Genomic DNA, 25,339 nt, shown 5'->3' with positions numbered 1-25,339 from the left:
AAAAATTAGAATTAAAATGTTGAAAAATAAACCTTCAAAAGCACTAAAGGTAATACTAAGTGTATTTCTTTTAACAACTATACCTTTGGTCATATCATCATTTACAAGTGTACATAATGATTCATTAAGTAAGCTCACAAAGCCCTCAAACCAACCGATTTTCAAAAATGTCGTTTATAAAGGTAACGATGATATATATACGAACAATCCTTTAGCAGAAAATGAGTTCTATAATCCTATTTTACAAGGGTGTTATCCAGACCCTGCGATAACTAAAAAAGGGGATGACTACTATATGGTCTGTTCTTCATTTGCAATGTTTCCAGGTGTCCCTATTTTTCACTCAAAAGATTTGGTTAATTGGTCTCAAATAGGACACGTTTTAGACAGACCTTCCCAATTGGATGTTAGCAAAGTTGGTATTAGTCATGGTGTATATGCACCAGGTATCACTTATAATCCAAATAACGATACATTTTACATGATTACCACTGTAGTCTATGGAGCAGGAAATATGGTTGTTAAAACTAAAGACCCAATGAAAGGATGGAGTGAACCATATAAACTGAGTTTTAGTGGCATAGACCCCTCGATTTTTTTCGATGATGATGGTAAAGCGTATGTAGTACATAATGATGCACCAAATGAGGGTAAAGAATTGTATAGTGGACACCGAGTTATAAAAGTTTGGGAGTATGATTTGGAAAAAGATGATGTTATTCCAGGAACAGATAAAATTATTGTAAATGGTGGGGTTAATATCAATGAAAAGCCTATTTGGATTGAAGCACCACATCTTTATAAAAAAGATGGTTTTTACTACTTAATGTGTGCTGAAGGTGGAACAGGAGGATGGCACAGTGAAGTCATATTTAAGAGTGATAAACCTACAGGCCCTTTTGTACCAGCACCTAGTAATCCTATACTTACCCAAAGATATTTTGAAAAAGACAGACAAAATAAAGTAGATTGGGCTGGTCATGCAGATTTAGTACAGTTTGATGGTGATCAATACTATGGAGTGTTTTTGGCAGTACGACCAAATGAAGAAAACCGTGTTAATACTGGTCGAGAAACCTTTATGTTACCAGTAGATTGGTCTGGTGAATTTCCTGTTTTTGAAAATGGGTTGGTTCCTATGAAACCAAAATTGAAGTTGCCAGAAGGTGTTTTAAATAAAACAGGAAGTAAAGAATTTTTCCCTAATGGTAATTTTACTTTTCAAGAAGATTTTACTTCTGATAAGCTCGATTACCGTTGGATAGGTATACGAGGACCACGAGAAGCTTTCATATCTAAAGTTAAAGAGGGTTTAAAAATCAAGCCTTTTGATGTGAATATAAAAGAAAGAAAACCTACATCAACACTATTTCATAGACAGCAACACAATAGTTTTACCTTTTCAACAACATTATCTTATCGCCCAAAATCAGAAGAGGATTTAGCAGGTGTTGTAGCATTGCAAAATGAAGGATCAAACTATGTGTTTGGAGTAACCAAAAAAGGAAACAATTTTTATATAGTACTTCAAAAAAATAAATGGCCAGGAAGACAGGGAGACGTAATTTCAGAAGTAATAGCAAGCTCTAAAATAGAGCTAGATGATGATATTAAACTTGAAATTTCGGCTAATGGTGACAAATATGAATTTAAATATGCAGTTGGAAATACTGAACTAAAGAAACTAGGCACTACAGTATCTGGAGATATCCTATCTACAGATATTGCAGGTGGTTTTACGGGTTGTTTGTTAGGTTTATATGCTACTTCAGCAAATGATATACAACCAAAATAAATAAAGGAAAAAATAAACTAAACATTAAGTACAATGAAAACAATTATAAAAATATTAATGCTATTTGTATTGATTTTAACTTTCAATTGTAGCAGTGATGAAGGTGGAGGTGTTAATGTGGGTGGGCCAACCGGTCCTTCTGATCCATCAGATCCTACAGTATTACAACCTGATGCTTCTACAGTTACACCTACAGAGGTAGAACAAAATATTAGTGGTTTTGGTGCGGCAACAGTTTTTAGGTTGAATAATCCACTTAGCGCTAACGATATGGACAAATTATATGGAAATGATGAGGGGGAAATAGGTCTCTCAATTTTAAGGATTCGTGTTGCTCCAGACGATAACGCAAGAGCAATTGAGCTTGGACATGCCCAACTAGCTTCTCAAAGAGGCGCTTTAATTATGGCAACACCTTGGAGTCCTCCTGCGGATATGAAAACTAATAATGACCTAATTGGAGGGGCTTTAAAGACAGAATCTTATGAAGACTATGCAAATTACTTGAATGATTTTGCTGCTTATATGGATACTAATGGAGCCCCTTTAGAAGTTATAAGCATTCAGAACGAGGGTGATTATGAAGTTTCTTATGAGTCTTGCAACTGGTCTGCAGCCCAAGTACGTGATTTTATGAGAGATTATGGTGGTCTTATCACTAATACTCAATTGATGCCATCCGAATCATTTCAGTTTAGACACGAGCATACGGACTTAACACTTAACGATCCTGTAGCAGTAGATAATGTAGATATTGTAGGAGGTCATATTTATGGTACGGCCATCGATAATTATCCATATCCTCTTGCTTTAGAAAAAGGGAAAGAACTTTGGATGACTGAGCACTATACATCTAGTGATAGAAGTGCTAATTTATGGCCAGATGCTTTATTAGTTGGAAAGGAAGTTCACGATTGTATGGTAATTGGTCAATACAGTGCTTATGTATGGTGGTATGGTAAAAGATATTACGGTTTTATAGGAGATGGTGAAGAAGGAACTTCTAACGGTGTTGTAACCAAGCGAGGTTACGTGATGTCAAACTTCTCAAGATTTATTAAACCTGGTTATACAAGGATAGCGGCAGAGGCTAATCCTCAGACAGGAATTTCTGTTAGTGCTTATTCAGGTGAAGGTAGGATTGTGGTTGTAGCTATAAATCAAACAGAGCAAACTGTAGAGCAACAATTTGTTATTTCAGGAACAAGCAGCGATAGTGTTACCCCTTATATTACAAGTAGTAACCAAAATTTAGAAGTACAAGAAGTTGTCAATATAGAATCGAGTATAGATGCGTTTTTATATAATCTACCGCCGAATAGTATTACAACTTTTGTAACTAACTAACTAATGTAGAGTTATACAACTAAGAATAAATATAAATAGCCTTAAGTCGAATAAAGACTTAAGATTTTTCACTAATTGAAAATTTTAAAATCATGAAACTAAACAAGTTCTCACAAATACTTTTTGTCTTAATATTAATTAGCTGTAGTAGCGGAGACGATTCTAATATTAATGTTGGAGGTCCTTCAGGAGGAAATAATGGAGGGCAAGAACCAGTAGAGTATTTAAGAGAGCACGTGAGTTTTCCAATAGGTCTTGCTTTGTCCTATGAGCAAATAACGTCAAATTCAAATAGTATGATAACCTACAGAGAAGTGATGAATAATGAATTTAACAGCCTCACTTTCGGAAATGAAATGAAAATGTATAACATGTTTCCTGCACCAGACACATATGATTGGAGTGATGGTGACGACCTTGTGGCTTATGCTCAAGAACATGGAATGCGTGTGCATGGTCATACTTTATTATGGCATCCAGAATATTCCATACCAAATTGGTTGGAAAGTTTTTCGGGTACGGATCAAGAATTTGAAGATCAGGTAAAAAATTACATCATCAACACAGTAGCCCACTTTGCTGAATTTGAAGATGATAACGGAAACCCTATCGTTGAAAGTTGGGATGTAGTTAACGAGGCACTTACTAGCGAAGCTATGAATGCCGTTTTTAGACAAAGAATAGGTGAGGATTACGTTGCTAAATGCCACCAATGGGCAAGACAAGGTGATGCTGAGGTAAAGCTATTTTACAATGATTATAATATTGCAGGAGATCCTAACAAACGAAATGAATTACTATCGATGGTTAATCAATTCATAGCTAATGATATTCCTATTGATGGTATTGGAATGCAAATGCACTTAAACCACAATTGGCCATCTCCTTCAGAACTACAAACGGCCATACAGCAGATTTCAGATACAGGGTTACTAGTACATATTTCAGAAATAGATGTAAAAGTAAATTACAATGACGATATTACTGAATTCACATCGGAGAGAGCTCAGGCACAGTCAGACCAATTTCATAGAGCTGCATACTATTACAAAACAATTGTCCCTTCTCCTCAACAGTTCGGAGTTACAGTTTGGGGATTAAGGGATATAGACAGTTGGTTGTATGATAACGGTACCGATTGGCCTTTACTTTTTGACAATAACTTTGATAGAAAACAAGCCTATATAGGACTTACAAATGGCCTGAAGGGACTAAGCCCTGACTAGTAATAAAAGCATGATATTGCTCAAATTAAATACTAAATTCGGATGTATACACTTGGTATAATAAATAAGTTCCAAATATATTTTTTTACAAAGAGTCAAGTATTATTTTTTATAGTAATAAGCTTCTTTATTTCTTGTGATAATCCAAAAAGAAATGATGAATCAGCTTATATTAAATCAGTAGAGCATACGGGTAGGTTGGTTACCAATGATTTGTTGTCGCGTTCAGGTTTTATGATGTACCAAACAGAAGAGGTACAAGCATTACATTATGCAGAAGTATGTGCTGCGTATGGTGCTATAAAATTGGCAGCTTTAGTAGATGATGAGGCAATAATCAATAAGTTTATAGAACGTTATAGAGACCCTCTTTATGATGAAATTATAAATACCTCTAATCACGTAGATGCTAATGTTTACGGTATATTACCTTTAGAACTTTATATTCAAACTAACCATAAAAAATATTTAGAACAAGGCTTAAGATTCGCTAATGGACAATGGGAAAATCCCTTACCAAATGGTTTAACATCTCAGACTAGATATTGGATAGATGATGTTTATATGATAGGTTGTTTGCAGGTTCAAGCCTATCGTGCGACTGGAAATATGATATATCTTGAACGTGCTGCAACTGAAATTGATTCTTATATAAAAAAGTTACAACAGCCAAATGGTCTTTTCTACCATGGAGAAGATGCTCATTTCTTTTGGGGAAGGGGAAACGGTTGGGTTGCGGCTGGAATGGCAGAGTTATTATCTGTATTACCTGAAAAGAATCCACATTATAATTCTATACTAAAAGGATATAAAAAGATGATGCAAAGTTTAATCCGTTATCAAAATAATGATGGTATGTGGCATCAGTTAATAGATAATAAAAATTCTTTTAAAGAAACATCTTCAACAGCCATGTTTGGTTTTGCAATATCTGTAGGAGTTAAAAAGGGTTTATTGTCAAAAGAAAACAACGCCGTTGCCTATAAAAAAGCTTGGAATGCACTTGTTTATTACATTCATGATGATGGTAAGGTTAAGGAAGTGTGTGTCGGAACTGGTCAAAGTGATGATATAAACTATTACCTTAATAGACCAAGAGTTACTGGTGATTTACATGGACAAGCTCCAATTCTATGGTTTGCCCAAAGTATATTGGAAAATCATAAATAATTATTTCATTTTGATTAAGCTTTAAGTAGTTCAATTACTAATATTTTAATTAAAAAATACTACTATTCATTTCTGTTTTTTTATTGAAAAATTCTATAAACTATTGTATTAATTAAATATTGTAGAAGGACATTGTGGACATTATTTATTGCTACGTTTTAATATAGTTGATTTTAAATTAAAAAGCCGCTTGTAGTAACGAGCGGCTTTTTAAGCAATAAACAATTTAGGTTATCTTTTATTTAGTTTTACATTTATATTATTGTACAGGTGTAACCTCCAAGTCATCTATGTATATAATACCTCCTACGTTTCCATCATAACTCATACTTATAGCAAATCGAGCATTATTAGGGCCGCCGTTTGTTGTGCTTGCTGTGAATTCATAAGTAACCTCAGTCCATTGGTTATTAGTAAAACCAACCTCTGGTGCACCCCATTCAGCCCAACCCGGATCACCTCCTTGATCTATTGCTACTTTTATATTTGAAATGCCTGTACCTTTAAACCAAACACTTAAAATATATGTTTGACCATCTACTACATCCATACTAGAATTAGGTTGAATATTCCAAGGATTAGCACCTAGCTCATTAATAGTCATTTTAAGACTTTTATCGCCATCATGGCTGTCTTCATCAGTTATTTCTCCAGTGGCAAGAGTACTATTTAAACCTCCCCAACCAGTTATGTTATCAGCAGCACCCAAGTCAGACTCTTCAAAGCTACCGTTTATATTAACAGGTGGTGGTGGTGGTGTACCTTGGCCTACTAAAGTTGCGTTATCAATAAAATAAACCGCATTTTCTACAGCACCTAAATCCATTACTATTCTTGTCTGAGCTGAATTTGCTGTGAATGTCCAAGAGATCTGTTGCCATTCAGCAGTAATATCATAATTGCCACTATATTGAGCAGAGCCACCAGGATTGGTTGAAAATCTGATATTACCACCATTTCCAGGAGTTCCTGATTGACCTTTAATCCACATGAAGAAAGTATATTCTGCACCATCTTGAGTTATTGCATCATCACTTACAAATTGTGTGTTCCATGGATTAGGACCAAGCCCTTCAGCACGTAGAGACCTACCATAATAAGTTTCACCACTAGCTGTTGTTGCTGTTAAAACATCAGCACCGTTAAACTTACTCCAATTAGTAAAATCATCTCCAGATCCTAATTCAAAATTTCCATTAGCTAGTAAGTTTTCGCCAACATAGAAACTCTCACCAGTTGATGCTTCACCACCAGTAGTTGTGATAAGAACTTCAGTTGGGATATTAGGGTTTAATCCTGCAGGAATAGTGATTGTTAATTCTTCCGATGTGGATGATACTACGGTTGCTTCAACTTCACCTACAGTTACAGATTGAATGTTATCTAAGGAAGTACCACGAATTGTAAGATCCTCACCTTCAGGAACTGCATTTGCAGAAAGAGCCTCAATAATAGGAAAAGGTCTTGGTACTATTGTAATGTCTGTTGTAACAATATAACCATCTGGCATTACTAAAGTAACGGTTCTTTCTCCAACACCTCCATTGATTGGTGTTGTAAATGTAATCATGTTACCATCTAGTTGATAAGGAACTTGATTACTGTTTAAGAAAACAAATAAAACGTCATTGAAGTTCTCACCTTCTAGAGTTACTTCATCACCAGGGAAAATTTCATTTGGTGAAATAGAAATAATTGAAACTTCTCTAAAAGAATCATCATCCTCACAACTGACTACAAAAAGGACAGATATTATAGCCAAAAATACACCTATTAGTCTCAGAGCTTTTAACATTTTTTTTAAAATTTAATTGATTAATATGAAAATTGGTTCTTTACTTCAAAAATTATAATTAGGTATAATTTTATCAATTTGTTAAAAAGAACTTGATATTTTAATCATCATTGTAAAAATCAGTTCTTATAATGTAAATATAGTCAATAATTTAAAAAGCGCAACCGATTGCGTAATTTTTTTGTTAAAAATGTTAATTTCTTGTGGTTAGTTAATTCACTATAGTGAACATCATAATTAAACACATTGTAAATTGACTATTTTTTGACAAAATTTATTGTTGCTAAAAAAAAGGGCTGTTTGTACAAACAGCCCTTTTTCGGAAAATAAACGCAACTAACTAATTCAAACTAATGTTTATAGTTTCTAACATATCTAATATCCAGGGTTTTGGTAAGCTGCTTTCTCAGCTTCTGTTGCATCCATTCTGTCAAATTGGGTTTGAGGGATTGGTCTTAAATAATGATAAGGTTCTATAGTTCTTGTTGTTACTGTAGGGTTATGGTCTGAAGCGTCGTTACCACCAATTTCATAACTACTAGCATATTCATTCCATTTTTGAGTACGCACTAAATCATACCATCTGTATCCTTCACCGAAGAATTCTCGTGAACGCTCTGCGAGAATATAATCGATATCGATTACAGCAGGTGTAGCATTTACCATAGCTGCACTATTATCTTCTATACGTTCTTGTTGTTCTCCGTTATCAAAACGCCACATACCTGCACGTGCACGAATAACGTTCACTAAATCTCTAGCTGTATATGATCCTGAAGCACCCTTTACTGCAGCTTCAGCAGCTACCAAGTAAAATTCTGAATACTTTGCAATTGGAAATGGTCGTGTATTTCCTACATTTGGTTCTCCTAATCCACCTTGGTTATCAGTACGGTATGTGCCTAATTTCCATAAGCCTGGATAAAACCTTCTATTTATTTCATTTAAGTTTATGACATAATCAGATCTACCTGATATTTCTCCACCACCAATATTTCCACCGTTGACATAACTCACACTAGGGTCGTATTCATCTAAGAAAGATACAACGGCATCACCAGGTTCAATTTCAAGACCATTAGCAGCTGTAATGGTAGGTGTTTCATCACCACCTTTATCCCAATTACCTCTATAACTAGTTACAAAAGTACCATCGTAGCGAGAGTCTATATCTTTGTTCGTGAATGTTTGCGTGAATACACCTATTGTTGGAGCCATACGTGTCCAAGGTCTTCCGTAGCTTTGTGCTGCTTCTCTTTGTACAGCAGCAACACCATCTACACTTATGGTAGTATAATTAGATGTCACCATCCAAACAGCGGTGTTTGTACCATCAGTACCGCCAAAACCTGTTAATGGTCCACCGTTATATATAGCACTTGTCTCAGTACGGTCTGAGTAAAGCATCATTTCTTCATGACGATCATTTGATCCTACGTGAACATCATAGAAATAGTCCAATAGTCTGTAAGGACCAGGGTTTTCAATACCATTAACGGCTAAGTTATAAGCCTGCTGAAAATAGTAAGAAGGACCATTACCATCTGGATCTGTTCTTGGAGTATCAGGGTAGGTTGGTATTCCATTAGGGTTTTCTAACCACCAACCATAAGTTAAATAAGCTTTTGCTAAATATAGTCTAGCTACATTTTTAGTTACAGTTCCTGTTAGTCTTGGATTATCTGGTAAATTATCTACTGCAGCAATTAAATCTGGTATAATTGCTCGAGTATATACTTCAGGTACAGTGTTACGTACAGAAGTTCTAACAGCAGATTGGTTAAAAGCAAGTTCTCCAGATCCTAAATCTAAAGGTACACCACCATAAGTTTGAACTAATAGAAAATAATAAAAAGCACGGAAAAATTGAGCTTCAGCAATTAATGATTCATCTAGCCCAACAGCTTCTGCGTTTTCAATAATACCGCTAGCAGTATTTATTGCTGGCCAGCTCGCACCCCAAGGTCTTCCTATAGAAAAACCACTTTCAGGTCGCAAATTACCTTGTCCAGCAAGATCTAAATCAAAAAAGTTATTATTTGCACTTTGAGCAGCGCAATATTCATCGGTACCTGTTTCACCTAAATTTAAAAAATAAGCGAAACCGTAAACATCTCTTAATCTCTCATAAAGAAAGGTTAATCCACCTTGTACTCCTAATTCTGTTTGGAAGAATTCAGGTGTAAATACGCCTCTTGGCTCTTCTTGGATTATATCCTCTGTACAAGAGCCTGTAAGCAATGCAATTAATAGTATTGCTATTGATACATTTTTAAATCTAATCTTTATCATGTTCATCTTTTTTAAAATGTTATGTTTAATCCTAGCAAAAAGTTTCTTGAAGTAGGCACATTGGTACCTATCGTTGGTATACCACGTGCAATATTCCCTGTGTTTACAGCTACATTTTGACGTGATCCATCACCATTAGTTCCAGAGTTTGTTTCAGGATCTAATCCAGATTCATCATGAAAAGGTGAAAACAAAACAAAAGGATTCTGTACAGTGGCATAAATTCTAAGCTTTTGTATAAATGTTTTATCTAAAACTTTGGAATCCATATTGTAACCCAATGTCATTGCACGTATCTTTAAATAAGAACCATCAAAGTAACCTAAAGTACTAGCGTATTTTTGATTGTCTCCACTTTGTACACCACCAGGCGCAGGGTATTTAGCGTCAGTATTAGTTGGTGTCCAATAGTCTACATCAACATTATTACCTCTACCTGTAAGTAAGTTAAGGTAACCGTTTGAACTGTATAGAGTACTCACCAAAACACCACCACTTTGAAAGGCTCCAATCGTTGTGAAATCAAAATTCTTGTAAGCAAAGCGCGTATTAAAACCACCTTGAAAATCTGGTGTTGGATCAATAATAACCCTATCTTCAGCACCTATAGCTCTTGTTGGTGAACCGTCATCGTTATAATCTCCTGTGTAACGTACCTTAATCATACCTAATGTACCATCAGGTTCATATTGCTCAAAATATTGGTAATCTGGATCTGATTCGTTCCAAAGACCAACACGGTCGTAATCAAAAATTACGTTTAGAGGTTGTCCCACAAACCATAAGTTACCTTCGTCTCTAGTTTGACCAGAAGATAGTGAAGTAATTTCATTTCTATTAGTGTAGACATTAACTCCTACATCCCATGAAAAACCATCAGGATTGTCAAAAATAGTACCATTAAGAGCAATTTCTAAACCTCTGTTTTCAGTAGAACCAATATTAGAGGTTACACTACCTACACCAGAAGTTTCAGGAAGGGCTAGACCTAATAGAATATCATTAGTCTTGGTTATATAGTATTCTATACTTCCTGATAAGCGATTATTAAAGAAACCAAAGTCGACTCCATAGTTATATGTCTCTGAGAATTCCCATCCTAATTCAGGGTTTGGTAATTGTGTCACATAAAAACCATTAGCATAAGTAGTGTCATAATTATATTCTACTTGAGATAATCTACCTTGAACGGAAAAAGGAGCAATAGCCTGGTTAGAAGTTTCCCCATAACCTGCTCTTAATTTAAGAAGATTAATCCAACTTACATTTTCTAAGAAAGGCTCATTACCAATATTCCAACCCAAGGAAACTGCAGGATAAGTAAACCATTTATTACCAGGGGCTAATCTAGATGAACCATCAGATCTTAGAGTGGCTGTAAGTAAGTACTTATTGTCGTATTGATAAAGTATTCTACCCATAACGGATAATAAACCACTTTCAGAATAGCCTGTTCCATATCTTAAAATATCTTCTGAAAGAGCAGAATCTAAGTTGTACCATAATGAAGTTTCATCAGGAATATTTTGAACTGCCAAACCAGAATTGTCAAAATGATTTTTTTGAGATGAGAACAACCCAACGAAATTGACCTTGTGTTTTCCAAATGTACGATCAAAAAGTAATTGGTTCTCAATGACGTAATCCCACAGCATTGATGTATCGTAGCTAGCATTAGAAGGTGTTGTAGGGTTAAAGTTAAACACACCTTGTCCTCTAAAATTCCCATCTCTAGATGTACGATAATTCAAACCTATATTTAAACGGTATTTTAAACCATCAACAATCCATGGTAATTTTATTTCACCATAAATATTGTTATAAGTACCAAAATCTATTTGTTCATTTGCTCTACCTTTTCCTACTCGATTAATTTCATTTCTTGTTGGAATCCACAATTGGTCAGCTTCAGTTGTAAGACGAACCGATTCTAAAAAATTGCCATTTTCATCATATGGGCTTAATAGAGGAGAGGCAGAAAGAACACCACCGACACCAACAATACTACTCGTTTCACTAAAGTTAGTTACAGTATTTATACCAAAGCGGATGTTATCTCCTACATTTTGATCAATTTGAGCACGAAAAGTATATCTATCAAAAGAATCACCAGGAACTACTGATGTTTCTTTAAAGTAACCAAGCCCTACATTATATGAGCCACTCTCACTACCTCCTTGTACACTGATATCATGAGCGGTTTGTAATCCACTACCATATAATAAATCTTGCCAATCGGTATCATTCCCTAAAAACTCATCTCCGCCCAAACCATAAATTGGATTACCATTTTGGCGCGGATGCGCAGCTACATCAGCGCGTAATTGTATTAGTTGGGCAGCATTCATTAATGGATATTTCGCAAATACCTCCTTAACGGCATAATAAGTATTGTAACTAAACTGAGCTTTTTGACCAATGCTACCAGATTTTGTCTCGATTAAAATAACACCATTAGCACCTCTAGACCCATAAATTGCCGTAGCGGATGCATCTTTAAGTATTTCAATACTTTTGATATCTACTGGATTAATATCGTTAAGTCCACCTGCAAAAGGAATACCGTTAAGTACAATCAATGGATTGTTATCTGCAGAAAGTGAACGTACACCACGTATTCTAATTTGTGGTGCTGATCCAGGTCTAGTACTTGTTGATTGGATGTTAACACCTGCAGCTCTACCTTGTAATGCTTGTTGAAAGTTAGCAGCTTGTACTTCATTTAAATCCTCACCTTTAATAGAAACCACTGAACCCGTTACAGACTCTTTACTTTGAGTACCATATCCAATTACTACAACTTCTTCTAATTGTTCTTGATTCTCTTCTAATGTAATGTTTATACTAGTTCGTCCATTAACAGAAATTTCTTGAGTTGTATAACCCAAGTAACTAAATATAAGGACAGCATCAGGCGAAACATTGTTTAAAGTATATTCACCATCAAAATCTGTTTGTGTTCCATTAGTAGTATTAGATACAATAATGTTAACACCTGGAATAGGTCCGTTTTTGTCAGATACAGTTCCTGAGACTGAAATATTTTGCGCAAAAGCGGGTAAAACAAAGCCACCGAATAAGAGAAGAAAAAGTAGCTTCCTTAGTCTTCTTAAATGTTCATTAGATAGTTGATTGATCATTTTTATTAAGTTTTTAGTTTTTTATATAAAAAAGAAACACATTCTTAAAAATGCATGCTTTTTATTTTTGTTACTGTAAAATTACATTATTATTCAAATTATGCAACCGATTGCGTTAATTTTTTGTAAAAATTTATACGACAATTCTTAAATTTCTCTTAATTTATATGTAAAAAACTGTATTTCAGTTATTTAAAATTAAATGTTAAAATATGAGCTTTTGGTTTAAATCTCTATTTGGAAGCATTAATACTCATTTTTGTGTCCAAATATGGTTTGTTTTCGATGTGTTTTTTGAGAAAAAATGATTTTTAAGTAAAGTTTTATAAGAATAAGTTATTTGATTCTTGAATATATAAGAAATAATAAAAAGCAAGTAAGTAATGTAATAAGTTTTCGTGTTTTAAGAGTAGTATATATAGGAGAGTTTTTATTTAAAATGAATCTTTCATTTATTTATGTATAAAATTAATAGGTATTAATTATATCAATTATATCAATTGAGGATTTTAAAAGTAGATACAGATAAATAAATTATAATTTCAAATAAAAGTCGTTTGATTGCTTTGCGTCATATTTTTCTTGATCAAAAATGTATAGATAAGATCCCTTAGTAGAAGAGGTCATATCTTTTTCGTTTAACTTAATTAATATATCCATCGACTTTATTTTATTCACAAAGTTTCTTTTGTCTAATTTTTTATCTAAAATAGACTCATACAATTTTTGAAGTTGTCGCATTGTAAATTTTTCAGGCAGAAGACCAAATCCAATTGGACTGATGGATGTTCTTCTGCGTAAGCGTCTAGTCGCTTTAGATAGCATTTCATTATGATCAAATATTAAACTGGGAGCTGATGATAGACTAAACCATTTGGCATTGTGATACTCAATTAGTTTTTCATTGTGCTCTTCAATATTTATAATAGCGTAATAAGAAGTAGATATTGTTCTTTCTGCAGGATCTCGATTAATTTCACTCCAAGTATAGAATTGTTCCATATAAATATCATCCATACCAGTTAGCTTATGAAGAATTCGTTGGGCAGCATCGTCTAATGTTTCTTCGGTTTTTAAAAAACCTCCAATCAAAGACCATTTTCCTTTTTCAGGTTCAAAATCTCTTTTAACCAACAAAACTTTTAAATCTTCATTATCAAACCCAAAAATTATACAATCTACAGCTAATAGAACTTTATCTTCAGGGTTGTAGCCAACTATCATAGTGCAAAATTATCTTTCGCCAAGATAAAGTTTTTTAATTAAAACTATTATTAAAAATTAATAAGTGTTAGATTTACATTTCTTAATAGGTTCAAAATCTAAAATATAGCACTTCTATAATTAAAAAGCTGTTCATATGCGATTATTAAAAAACATCTTGACTTTAGCTTCATTAGTCATATTGCTAAGCTGTAATAAGGACAAAAAAAATATTGCTGATGTACAAGAATTAAAAGTAGGTTATAAGATTTCTCCAGTCGATATTAAAAACGTAAGGGTTACTGATAATTTTTGGTTGCCGATAATTAAACGTGTTCAAGAAAAAACCATTGATTATGCTATTGCAAAATGTGAAGAAGAAGGCCGTTTAGATAATTTTTTGATAGCTGGTGGTGAAATGGAAGGTGAAACTAGAGGTGAAATGCCTTTTGATGATACAGATGTCTACAAGATTATCGAAGGTGCTTCAAGCTCATTAATAAGCGCCCCAAATAAAGAATTGGAAATGGTTTTAGACTCTTTAATAAGTATTGTTAAAACAGGTCAAGAACAAGATGGATATTTAACGACATGGAGAACGATAAATCCAGCTAAGCCACCTGCATGGTGGGTTGAAGTAAAGGAGGGTAAACGTTGGGAGTCTTTAGCAGCCAGTCATGAATTGTATAATGCAGGTCATCTTTATGAAGCAGCAGCAGTGCATTATAAAGCAACGGGTAAAAAAAACTTCTTAGATATAGCATTGAAGAATGCAGATCTTATGGTTAAAACATTTGGAAATGATGAAGGTAAAATTCATACCGTTCCAGGACATCAGATTATTGAGACAGGTTTAATAAAACTTTATCAAATCACGGGTAAAGAAGAATATATAAACTTAGCTAAGTACTTTTTAGATAATCGTGGTAATCCTAAAAATCACGATCTTTTTGGAGCATATTCCCAAGATCATATTCCAGTAGTAAAGCAAGATGAGGTTGTTGGTCACGCTGTAAGAGCAGTATATATGTATGCGGCAATGACTGATATTGCTGCTATTAAAAATGACAGTTTATATAAAAGAGCCGTTGATAAGCTATGGAGAAATATGGTTTCCAAAAAAATGTACATCACAGGTGGACTTGGCGCAAGGCATGATGGTGAGTCCTTTGGTGAAAATTATGAACTACCAAATTTAACGGCTTATAGTGAAACTTGTGCAGCTATTGGTAGTGTTTACTGGAATCACAGAATGCATAACTTTTATGGCGAAGCTAAATATTTTGATGTTATTGAGCGAACTTTATATAATGGACTAATCTCTGGATTATCATTAGACGGAACCAACTTTTTCTATCCAAATGCTTTAGAGTCTGATGGTGAATATAAATTTAACCGAGGTTCATGCACTCGTCAAGCTTGGTTTGATTGTTCATGTTGTCCTACCAATATCATTCGTTTTATACCATCAATTCCAGGATTAATATATTCCAAAGGAAATAATACGGTTTATATAAATCTATATGCCTCAAGTCAAGCTGATATTGATTTAAAAGGTAAAGCTGTTAAGGTGACTCAAAAGACATCATATCCTTGGAATGGAAAAGTAAGTGTCAATATTGAAGCTGATTCTAAGACAACTGTAAAGTTTCGTGTGCCAGGTTGGAGTAGAAATGAAGTTTTACCAAGTGATTTATACACATATACGGACATATATAAAGGTGAACCGAGTTTGTCCATCAATGGAGAAAAAGTAAAGACTTCAGTAAGTAATGGTTATTTTGAAATCACTAGAAAATGGAGTGCTGACGATAAAATTGAAATCAACTTTCCAATGGAAGTACGTACTGTAGAAACAAATGAAAAAGTAGAAGACAATGAAAATAAATTATCATTAGAATATGGGCCTTTAGTATACGCTGTAGAAGAAGTGGATAATCCAAAATTTAATGATATTACTGTGTCACCTTCAGATGAATTCAAGGTTAATGAAGAACAAATTCTTGAGGGTATTTATTCTGTTTCAAATGAAAAACTCAAGGCAATCCCATACTATTCATGGGCAAACAGAGGTGTAGGAAAAATGAAAGTTTGGTTACCCTTAAATAAAGATAAATGAAAACATACGTAATAGGACTTGATTATGGCTCAGATTCTGTAAGAGCAGTATTGATAGACACGCAAAATGGAGCAGAGCTGGCTTCAGAAGTATTTTGGTATCCAAGATGGAAAGAACAGCAATATTGTAACCCTGGTATCAATCAGTTTAGGCAACATCCGTTAGATCACATAGAAGGATTAGAGTACACGATAACTTCAGTAATTTCACAAAGTGGCGTAGCGCCAGAATCTATAGCAAGTATTTGTATAGATACTACAGGTTCTTCACCATTACCTTTAAATAGCGAAGGAAAGCCTTTAGCTTTAGTAGATGGTTTTAAAGAAAATCCAAATGCGTTAATGGTACTTTGGAAAGATCATACCGCAGTTAATGAAGCTAATGAAATTAATGAATTAGCAAGGAATTGGGGCGGAGAAGACTACACAAAATACGAAGGTGGAATTTATTCTTCAGAATGGTTTTGGGCAAAAATTTTACACATAGCTAGACAAGATAAAGCAGTTAAAGAAGCGGCGCATACTTGGATGGAGCATTGTGATTACATAACTTATTTATTAGCAGATAATCCAGATTTAAAAACCTTTAAACGTAGTCGTTGTGCAGCTGGGCATAAAGCCATGTGGCACGAAAGCTGGAATGGTTTACCTGCGGAAGAATTTCTTTATCAACTAGATCCTTATTTAGCTGAATTAAGAGGGAATTTATACGATGAAACTTACACTTCAGATGAAATTGCAGGTCATTTAAATGAAGAATGGGCAAATAAATTAGGTTTAACTACCAAAACAGTCATTGCTGTTGGTACGTTTGATGCACACTCAGGAGCAGTTGGAGCTAAAGTAGATAAACACGCTTTAGTACGTGTTATGGGTACTTCAACCTGTGATATTATGGTTGCAGATGAAGCTGTTATCGGAGGTAATTGCGTTAAAGGAATTTGTGGACAAGTAGATGGTTCAGTAATTCCAGGATTTATTGGTTTAGAAGCTGGACAATCAGCTTTTGGAGATGTGTTAGCATGGTTTAAGTCTGTTTTAGATTGGCCAATTGATAATTTAGTAATGACATCTTCAATACTTTCAGAAGACCAAAAATCTCAACTAAAAGAAGAAATTGAAGCCAACTTTATAAGAACTTTAGCAAGTCAAGCTGAAAAAATTCCGTTAGAAGAAGCTGTGCCAATCGCTTTAGATTGGGTAAACGGTAGACGTACGCCAGATGCCAATCAAGAATTAAAAGCTGCATTTACAGGTGTGTCTTTAGGTACTAAAGCGCCTCATATTTTTAAGGCATTGGTTAACGCTATTTGTTTCGGTTCTAAAATGATTGTAGATCGTTTTGAAGACGAAGGCGTAAAAATAGATACTGTAATTGGTATTGGTGGTGTAGCACGTAAATCGCCATTTATCATGCAAACATTAGCTAACGTATTAAATATGCCAATAAAGGTAGCAGAGTCTGATCAAGCACCAGCTTTGGGTGCAGCAATTTATGCAGCAGTAGCAGGAGGTGTTTACAGTAATGTGGTAGAGGCAAGCAAAGTTATGGGAAGCGATTTTGAAGCAGAATATTTCCCACAAGCTAATCAAGTAAAAATTTATGCAGACTTTATGGAAGACTATAAAGCTTTAGGCGAGTTTGTAGAAGCATCAATAAAATCAAAAAAATATGAGTTCCAAGTATAAATCACTTAAAGAAGAATGCTACGAGGCAAATATGCAACTTAACGCATTAGATCTTGTGGTGTACACTTTTGGAAATGTAAGTGCGGTAGATAGAGCAAATGGCGTTTTTGCCATTAAGCCTAGTGGCGTGCCTTACGAGACTTTAAAACCAGAAGACATCGTAATTTTAGATTACGATAATAATATAGTTGAAGGAACAATGCGTCCTTCTTCTGATACTAAAACCCATTCTTATTTATATAAAAATTGGAATGATATAGGCGGTGTAGCACATACACATGCTAAGTTTTCTTGTGCCTGGGCACAAGCCCAAAAAGATGTGCCAATTTTTGGTACAACACATGCAGACCATTTAACTGCAGATATACCTTGTGCGCCACCTATGGCAGATCATTTAATTGAAGGAAATTATGAGCATAACACAGGTATTCAGATTTTAGATTGTTTCAAAGAAAAAAATCTATCTCATCAAGAAGTAGAAATGATTTTAATAGGAAATCATGGACCTTTCACTTGGGGAAAAAATGCTGCAAAAGCAGTATATAACAGTAAGGTTTTAGAAGTCGTTGCAGAAATGGCTTATTATACGCTTCAGATTAATCCAGAAGCACCACGATTAAAAGATTCATTAATTAAAAAACACTACGAACGTAAGCACGGTAAAAATGCCTATTACGGTCAATAAATTAAGTTAATAAAAATGATAGATATTTCAAATAAAGAAGTTTGGTTTATTACAGGTAGCCAACATTTATACGGACCAGAAACCTTAGCGCAAGTAGCTAAAAATTCTGAAGAAATTGTAAGAGCATTAGATGCTTCTTCTTCAATTCCTGTAAATGTAGTTTATAAACCAACCGTTAAATCTACAGAAGAAATTTACGAAACACTAACCGCTGCAAACCAAGAAGAAAACTGTATTGGTGTGATTACTTGGATGCATACGTTTTCACCTGCAAAAATGTGGATTCGTGGGTTAACAGCACTACAAAAACCATTATTACATTTACATACGCAGTTTAATAGAGACATTCCTTGGAATTCTATCGACATGGACTTTATGAACCTAAATCAAGCGGCTCATGGTGACCGTGAGTTTGGTTTTATGGTAAGTCGTTTGCGTAAAAACAGAAAAGTAGTTGTTGGTCATTGGTCAGAAAATTCAGTGCAAAAAAGCATTGGAGAATGGACACGCGTTGCAGCTGCTTGGGATGATTGGCAAGGAGCAAAATTCGCTCGTTTTGGTGATAATATGCGTTTTGTTGCCGTAACAGATGGCGATAAAGTTGAAGCTGAAACTAAGTTTGGTTTTTCAGTAAACACCTATGCGGTTGGTGATTTAGTTGAAGTAATTAATTCGGTAACAGATGCTGAAATTGATGCTTTAGTTAAAGAATACGAAGCATCTTATAACGTAAGCGAAAATTTACTAGAAAACGGTGATAAACGTTCCTCTTTAATAGAATCTGCTCGTATCGAATTAGGTTTAGAAAAATTCTTAGTAGAAGGCGGTTTTAAAGGTTTTAGTGATACGTTTGAAGATCTTCATGGCATGAAACAATTACCAGGAATAGCAGTACAACGTTTAATGCAAAAAGGCTACGGATTTGCTGGAGAAGGTGATTGGAAAACAGCTGCTTTAGTAAGAGCAATGAAGGTTATGGGATCTGGTCTTGAAGGCGGTAATGCATTTATGGAAGATTACACCTATCATTTAGATCCACAAAAACCACGTATTTTAGGATCACACATGTTAGAAGTAGATCCTGTTTTAGCAGCCAATAAACCGTCTTGCGAAGTTCATCCTTTAGGAATTGGCGGTAAAGAAGATCCTGTACGTTTAGTATTTAATGGTAAAGCTGGCGATTCTTTAGTGGCAGCTTTAATGGATTTTGGTAACCGTTTTAGATTATTAATCAATAAAACAGTTGGTGAAGAAGTAACAGAAGATTTACCTAACTTACCAGTAGCTAGAATCATGTGGAAACCATTACCAGATTTCAAAACAGCTTGTACAGCTTGGATTTTAGGTGGCGGAGCGCATCATACATGTTATAGCGAAAACGTGTCGGTAGAGCAATTAGAAGATTTTGCAGAAATGGCAAACATCGAAGCTTTAGTAATAGATGAAGATACGACAATTAGAAACTTCAAAGAATCTATTAGAGCTAATGAAGCTTACCACATGTTTCGTTAAACAGAAACTAACTTAAACTAACATAAAAATGAAAAACTTAAAACCCGTTTTATATTGTTTTGTGTTTGCTTTGGTAGCAAGTCTTAACATTCAGTGTAAAGAATCTAAAAAAGAAGAATCAACCGAAAAACCAGAAACTATGGTCCAAGAAAAACTTGCAATAACAAAATCAGAATTTGGTAAAACTGAAGACAGCACAACTATTGAGCAATACACTTTAAAAAATGCCAATGGAGTAGAAATGGACGTTATTACTTATGGTGGTAGAATAACTTCGCTTAAAGTACCAAACAAAGATGGTAAATTAGAAAACGTGGTTTTAGGTTTTGATAATATTGAAGATTACCAAAAAGACAATCCGTTTTTTGGAGCCTTAATTGGTCGTTACGGTAACCGTATTGCTAAAGGAAAATTCACTTTAAATGGTGAAGAATTTACGCTAGCAACTAACGATGGTTCTAACCATTTACATGGCGGTGTTAATGGGTTTGACCGTGTAGTTTGGACAGCGACACCAGTTGAAGGAACAGAAGATTCAACGTTAAAATTAACCTATACTAGTAAAGATGGTGAAGAAGGTTACCCAGGAAATCTTGAAGTAACAGTAACTTACACATTAACAAAAGACAATGCTGTTGAGGTGACTTACGAAGCTACTACAGATAAAGCAACAGTGGTTAACTTAACACAACACGCTTATTTTAACTTAACTGGAGATTTTTCAAAAGACATTTTAAATCATGATGTTGTAATTAATGCTGATGCTTTTTTACCAGTAGATGAAACTTTGATTCCTACAGGTGAAATAAGAAAAGTAGAAGGAACGCCTTTCAACTTTAATTCATCTAAAAAAATAGGTGAAGAAATTAACGCAGACAACGAACAATTAAAACGAGGAAAAGGTTACGACCATTGCTGGGTTTTAAACGGAGAAAAAGGTGATATGCGTTTTGTGGCTTCGGCTTATGATGAAACTAGCGGACGTTTTATGGAAATCTTTACCGAAGAACCTGCAATTCAGTTTTACACAGGTAACTTTTTAGATGGTACTTTGCCAATGGTAAATGGCGGAACGTATGCTCACAGAACAGGTTTCTGTTTAGAAACACAACATTATCCAGATTCGCCAAACCAAGATAACTTCCCGTCAACGGTTTTAAATCCTGGTAACACTTATAAAACTAAAACTACGTTTAAGTTTTCAACTAAATAACTAACTAAACTAACTAACTATGCAAACTTTAGATTTATATGACTGGATTGCAATTGTCTTTTACTTTCTGGTATTAGCAGGAATTGCAGTTTGGGTAATACGAAAGAAAAATGCAAACACAGAAGATTATTTTCTAGCCGGAAAAAACGTCGGATGGTTTGTAGTCGGAGCATCCATTTTTGCATCTAACATCGGTTCAGAACACGTTGTAGGATTAGCAGGAGCAGGAGCTGGCGACAAATTACCAATGCTTATTTACGAAATTCAAGCTTGGGTTGTATTAATGTTAGGATGGATTTTCCTTCCTTTTTATGCACGAAGTGGCGTATTCACTATGCCAGAATTTTTAGAAAAACGTTTTGATGCACGTTCGCGTTGGATTCTTTCCATTTTTTCTATTGTTGCTTATGTTTTAACTAAAATTTCGGTAACTATTTATGCTGGAGGAATTGTGGTTTCTGCATTATTAGGTATCGATTTTTGGACTGGTGCACTGGCAACCGTAATCCTAACAGGAATTTATACCGTTTTAGGAGGAATGCGTGCAGTAGTTTACACCGAAACCTTACAAGCTGTATTATTAGTGATTGGTGCAGCAGCTTTAACCATTATTGGTTTAGATAAAGTTGGTGGTTGGGAAAGTATGACCCAAACCGTAACACCAGAATATTTAAATATGTGGCGTTCTATGGATGATCCAAACTTCCCATGGTTACCGCTTTTAATTGCAAGTACCATTACTGGTATTTGGTATTGGTGTACAGACCAATATATTGTACAACGTGTGTTAACAGCAAAAAATATTAAAGAAGGTAGAAGAGGAACCATTTTTGGTGCCTTCTTAAAGCTGTTACCAGTATTCTTGTTTTTAGTACCAGGTATTATTGCTTTAGCTTTAAAAATGAGAGGTGAATTAGAATGGGAAAGTGCAGATCAAGCTTTTCCTGTGTTAATGAGTAACTTACTACCTTCAGGTTTACGTGGTCTTGTTGCAGCAGGTTTATTAGCTGCGTTAATGAGTTCTTTAGCATCAGTATTTAACTCTTGTTCAACATTATTTACTATTGATATTTATAAGAAATTAAAGCCAGAAACACCTGAGAAAAAATTAGTAAGAACGGGTCAAATCGCTACAGGAATTATCGTGTTAATTGGTATGTTATGGATTCCGGTAATGGCAAATATTTCTGGTGTATTATATGAATATCTACAAAGCGTACAATCGTATATCGCACCACCAATTACAGCGGTATTTTTATTAGGTATATTCTCTAAACGTATTAACGGAACAGGTGCTTTTGTAACATTAGTCGCTGGGCTTGTTGTAGCGACTATACGTATCGTTTTAGAGTTGGTTAAAGACAACTTTAGTACAGACAGCATTTTATATCAATTTGGAGATATGAACTTTTTAACCTTTGCATCTTGGTTCTTCTTATTCTGTATAATTCTTATTGTTGTAGTAAGTTTACTAACAGGAAAACCAGCTAAAGAAAAGGTAGAAAATCTTACTTTCGGAACAATTTCAGAAGAAGAAAAATCTAAAAACAAAAGCAGTTATAACTGGGTTGATGTGTTAGTTTCTCTTCTAATTATTGCTGTTGTTGTTGCAGTTATGTTATTTTTTAATGGTGAGTAACTAATTAAATTTAACTCTTCTTCAAAACAAATTCGAACCGCCAGCTTGTCATCTAATTTCTAGTAAACAAAGCTTCTAAATGTTACTTATAGATAACATTTAGAAGCTTTGTTTTTTTTGCAAAGAAATGATTTTAAGTAAAATTTCAATATATTGCAATCGATTGCGTAATTAAGCTTAAGGCAATCTTTTCAATAAAATCTAAAACTAATCAATAGGCAATTCTGTATGAAAACATCTTATTTTTTTCTGTCATTACTAGGTGTAATGTTTTTGTTTTCTTGTGAGAACACTAAATCTAACAAGAACATTGATGATAACGAAACACAAACTTTACATGAAGCTAAATTTCCGTTTTATAATACGTCCTTGTCTATGGAAGAGCGTATTCAAGATTTAATTTCAAGATTAAGTTTAGAAGAAAAAGCAGATCAAATGATGCACAATACAAGTGCAATTGAGCGCCTTGATATTCCACCATATAGTTACTGGAATGAAGCGCTACATGGCGTAGCCCGTTCAGGAGTAGCGACTGTTTTTCCTCAAGCTATTGGTTTGGCAGCCACATTTGATGATGATTTAGCATTTAGAGTGTCTTCTGCAATTTCAGACGAAGCCCGAGCAATGCATAATGTAGCAAAAGAAAAAGGTTATCATAAACAATATGGAGGCCTAACTTTTTGGACTCCGAACATCAACATATTTAGAGATCCTCGTTGGGGTCGTGGTCAAGAAACTTATGGTGAAGACCCTTATTTAACGTCTGTTATTGGGAAGTCATTTGTAATGGGCTTACAAGGTGATAATCCTGATTATTTAAAAACAGCAGCCTGTGCTAAACACTATGCTGTTCATAGTGGTCCGGAAGAATTAAGACATGAGTTTAACGCTGTGTCGAGCAAGAAAGATTTATGGGAAACTTATCTTCCTGCATTCGAAGTTTTAGTTAAGGAAGCCAATGTTGAAGCCATTATGTGTGCTTACAATAGTACAAACGGAGAACCATGTTGTGCTAATAAATATTTAATACAAGATGTTTTACTTGATGAATGGAGTTTTAAAGGGCATGTGTTAAGTGATTGTTGGGCAATCGTAGATTTTTATACTCCGAAAGGAGAAGGAGGTCATGGTGTAACGAATACTCAGGCAGAAGCTTCTGCCATGGCTGTAAAACATGGAGTAAGTTTAAATTGTGGGGATTCTTATTTAGATGGACTTCCTGAGGCTGTAAAACAAGGTCTGATTACAGAATCTGAAATAGATGAAAAATTAGCTATATTACTTAGAACAAGATTTAGATTGGGTTTATTCGATCCGCCTAAAAGCAATCCTTATGATGATATTTCTGAAGATGTAATCAATAGTGATGCACATAGAGATTTGGCTAGAGAAGTAGCACAGAAAAGTATTGTACTGCTCAAAAATAACGGTGTTCTACCTGTAAAGAATGATTTATCCAAGTACTTTATAACTGGTCCTGTAGCTATAGATACAGAAGTGTTGTTAGGTAATTATTATGGTGTAAACCCTAAGATGGTTACCATTATGGAAGGTATAGCAGGAGCTATAAATCCAGCAAGTCAATTACAGTATAGAATGGGTGCAATGCTTACGGTTCCAAAAGAAAACCCGTTAGATTATGCTACGGGAAATGCATCAAATTCAGATGTTACTTTTGTTGCTTTAGGGATATCTGGATTGATAGAAGGGGAAGAAGGAGCTTCCATTGCATCAAAAACAAAAGGAGATAGATTAGATTATAATTTGCCAAAAAGTCAAATAGATTACCTTAAAGGATTAAGGGAAGCTGCTGATAAAGATCCAAACAACAAAAAACCTATTGTTACTATTGTCACAGGTGGAAGTCCAATGAATCTTGCCGAAGTAGAAGAATTATCTGATGCAGTATTGTTGGCTTGGTATCCAGGCGAAGAAGGAGGTAATGCTATAGCAGATGTGTTGTTTGGCAAAATTTCACCTTCAGGAAAATTGCCTATTACCTTCCCGAAATCTTTAGATCAGCTTCCTGATTATGAAGATTATTCAATGATAGGACGTACGTATAAATATATGGATTTAGATCCGATGTATCCGTTTGGGTATGGTCTAAGTTACACCACATTTAAGTATGGTAATATTGATTTATCTTCAAAATCGATATCAAAAAATGATACTGTAACTATTTCTGTAGACGTAACAAACGAAGGAGATGTAGATTCGGATGAAGTTGTACAATTATACATTACAGATGTTGAAGCTTCTTTTAGAGTTCCGAATTCTCAATTGAAAGCTTTTAAACGTATCAACATAAAATCAGGTGAAACCAAAACAGTAAGTTTTAAATTAAATTCAGAAATGTTTCAGGGAATCAATGAAGATGGTGAAAAGGTTTTTGAAACTGGTGAGTTTAAAATTTTTGTGGGTGGTTCTAGTCCAATGCCTCGTAGTAAGGAATTAGGTGTTAATATGGTTGAAACTTCTATTACCTTTCAATAGAAGTTACTCCATAAAATAT

Annotated in this window: 15 protein-coding genes; 11 read left to right on the top strand and 4 right to left on the bottom strand. The window is 34.5% G+C overall.

What is annotated here, in order from left to right; genetic code table 11:
* Positions 1-16 precede the first annotated feature (16 nt).
* The 4 genes from AC2H4K_RS05350 (at position 17) to AC2H4K_RS05335 (ending at position 5,538) form a co-directional block, all read left to right on the top strand.
* Positions 17-1,795, top strand: coding sequence for a glycoside hydrolase family 43 protein (locus tag AC2H4K_RS05350; RefSeq protein WP_281138753.1), 1,779 nt, complete (start codon positions 17-19; stop codon positions 1,793-1,795).
* Positions 1,796-1,828: 33 nt separating this feature from the next.
* Positions 1,829-3,142: a glycoside hydrolase gene (locus AC2H4K_RS05345; RefSeq protein WP_281138752.1), complete on the top strand. Its 1,314-nt coding sequence runs from the start codon at positions 1,829-1,831 to the stop codon at positions 3,140-3,142.
* Between the two features lie 92 nt (positions 3,143-3,234).
* On the top strand, positions 3,235-4,368 hold the full coding sequence (locus tag AC2H4K_RS05340) for an endo-1,4-beta-xylanase (RefSeq protein WP_281138751.1): 1,134 nt from the start codon (positions 3,235-3,237) through the stop codon (positions 4,366-4,368).
* A gap of 42 nt (positions 4,369-4,410) precedes the next feature.
* Complete coding sequence (locus tag AC2H4K_RS05335) at positions 4,411-5,538, top strand: glycoside hydrolase family 88/105 protein (RefSeq protein ID WP_281138750.1); 1,128 nt, start codon at positions 4,411-4,413, stop codon at positions 5,536-5,538.
* A gap of 259 nt (positions 5,539-5,797) precedes the next feature.
* On the opposite strand, the gene AC2H4K_RS05330 is transcribed toward AC2H4K_RS05335, so the two are convergent.
* From AC2H4K_RS05330 to AC2H4K_RS05315, 4 genes are all read right to left on the bottom strand, one after another.
* Positions 5,798-7,333: a carbohydrate binding domain-containing protein gene (locus AC2H4K_RS05330; protein WP_281138749.1), complete on the bottom strand. Its 1,536-nt coding sequence runs from the start codon at positions 7,331-7,333 to the stop codon at positions 5,798-5,800.
* 375 nt (positions 7,334-7,708) lie between these two features.
* Complete coding sequence (locus AC2H4K_RS05325) at positions 7,709-9,625, bottom strand: RagB/SusD family nutrient uptake outer membrane protein (protein ID WP_281138748.1); 1,917 nt, start codon at positions 9,623-9,625, stop codon at positions 7,709-7,711.
* A gap of 11 nt (positions 9,626-9,636) precedes the next feature.
* On the bottom strand, positions 9,637-12,765 hold the full coding sequence (locus AC2H4K_RS05320) for a SusC/RagA family TonB-linked outer membrane protein (RefSeq protein ID WP_281138747.1): 3,129 nt from the start codon (positions 12,763-12,765) through the stop codon (positions 9,637-9,639).
* A gap of 534 nt (positions 12,766-13,299) precedes the next feature.
* Positions 13,300-13,989, bottom strand: a complete 690-nt coding sequence (locus AC2H4K_RS05315; protein WP_281138746.1) for an NUDIX hydrolase — start codon at positions 13,987-13,989, stop codon at positions 13,300-13,302.
* A 136-nt stretch (positions 13,990-14,125) separates the two neighbouring features.
* On the opposite strand from AC2H4K_RS05315, the gene AC2H4K_RS05310 reads away from it, so the two are divergent.
* The 7 genes from AC2H4K_RS05310 to AC2H4K_RS05280 all read left to right on the top strand — a co-directional run bounded on the left by AC2H4K_RS05310 (position 14,126) and on the right by AC2H4K_RS05280 (position 25,320).
* A complete protein-coding gene (locus AC2H4K_RS05310; RefSeq protein ID WP_281138745.1) occupies positions 14,126-16,087 on the top strand; it encodes a glycoside hydrolase family 127 protein in 1,962 nt (653 codons plus the stop codon).
* Positions 16,084-17,775: a ribulokinase gene (locus tag AC2H4K_RS05305; RefSeq protein WP_281138744.1), complete on the top strand. Its 1,692-nt coding sequence runs from the start codon at positions 16,084-16,086 to the stop codon at positions 17,773-17,775. The genes AC2H4K_RS05310 and AC2H4K_RS05305 overlap by 4 nt, the downstream gene beginning before the upstream one ends.
* Positions 17,759-18,460 (top strand): L-ribulose-5-phosphate 4-epimerase, encoded by a 702-nt coding sequence (locus tag AC2H4K_RS05300; RefSeq protein WP_281138743.1) that lies wholly within the window; start codon positions 17,759-17,761, stop codon positions 18,458-18,460. The genes AC2H4K_RS05305 and AC2H4K_RS05300 overlap by 17 nt, the downstream gene beginning before the upstream one ends.
* 15 nt (positions 18,461-18,475) lie before the next feature.
* Positions 18,476-19,972 (top strand): L-arabinose isomerase, encoded by a 1,497-nt coding sequence (gene araA, locus AC2H4K_RS05295; protein ID WP_281138742.1) that lies wholly within the window; start codon positions 18,476-18,478, stop codon positions 19,970-19,972.
* 28 nt (positions 19,973-20,000) lie between these two features.
* A complete protein-coding gene (locus AC2H4K_RS05290; protein ID WP_281138741.1) occupies positions 20,001-21,185 on the top strand; it encodes an aldose epimerase family protein in 1,185 nt (394 codons plus the stop codon).
* A gap of 19 nt (positions 21,186-21,204) precedes the next feature.
* Complete coding sequence (locus AC2H4K_RS05285; RefSeq protein WP_281138740.1) at positions 21,205-22,824, top strand: sodium:solute symporter; 1,620 nt, start codon at positions 21,205-21,207, stop codon at positions 22,822-22,824.
* A 228-nt stretch (positions 22,825-23,052) separates the two neighbouring features.
* Entirely contained in the window at positions 23,053-25,320 is a 2,268-nt protein-coding gene (locus AC2H4K_RS05280) for a glycoside hydrolase family 3 C-terminal domain-containing protein (RefSeq protein WP_493742945.1), read from the top strand.
* The last annotated feature ends 19 nt before the right edge of the window (positions 25,321-25,339 follow it).

Source organism: Winogradskyella sp. 266wxhm (assembly GCF_058964685.1).
Note: the sequence above shows the minus strand (reverse complement) of the source record. Positions and strands in the feature narration are given on the sequence as shown.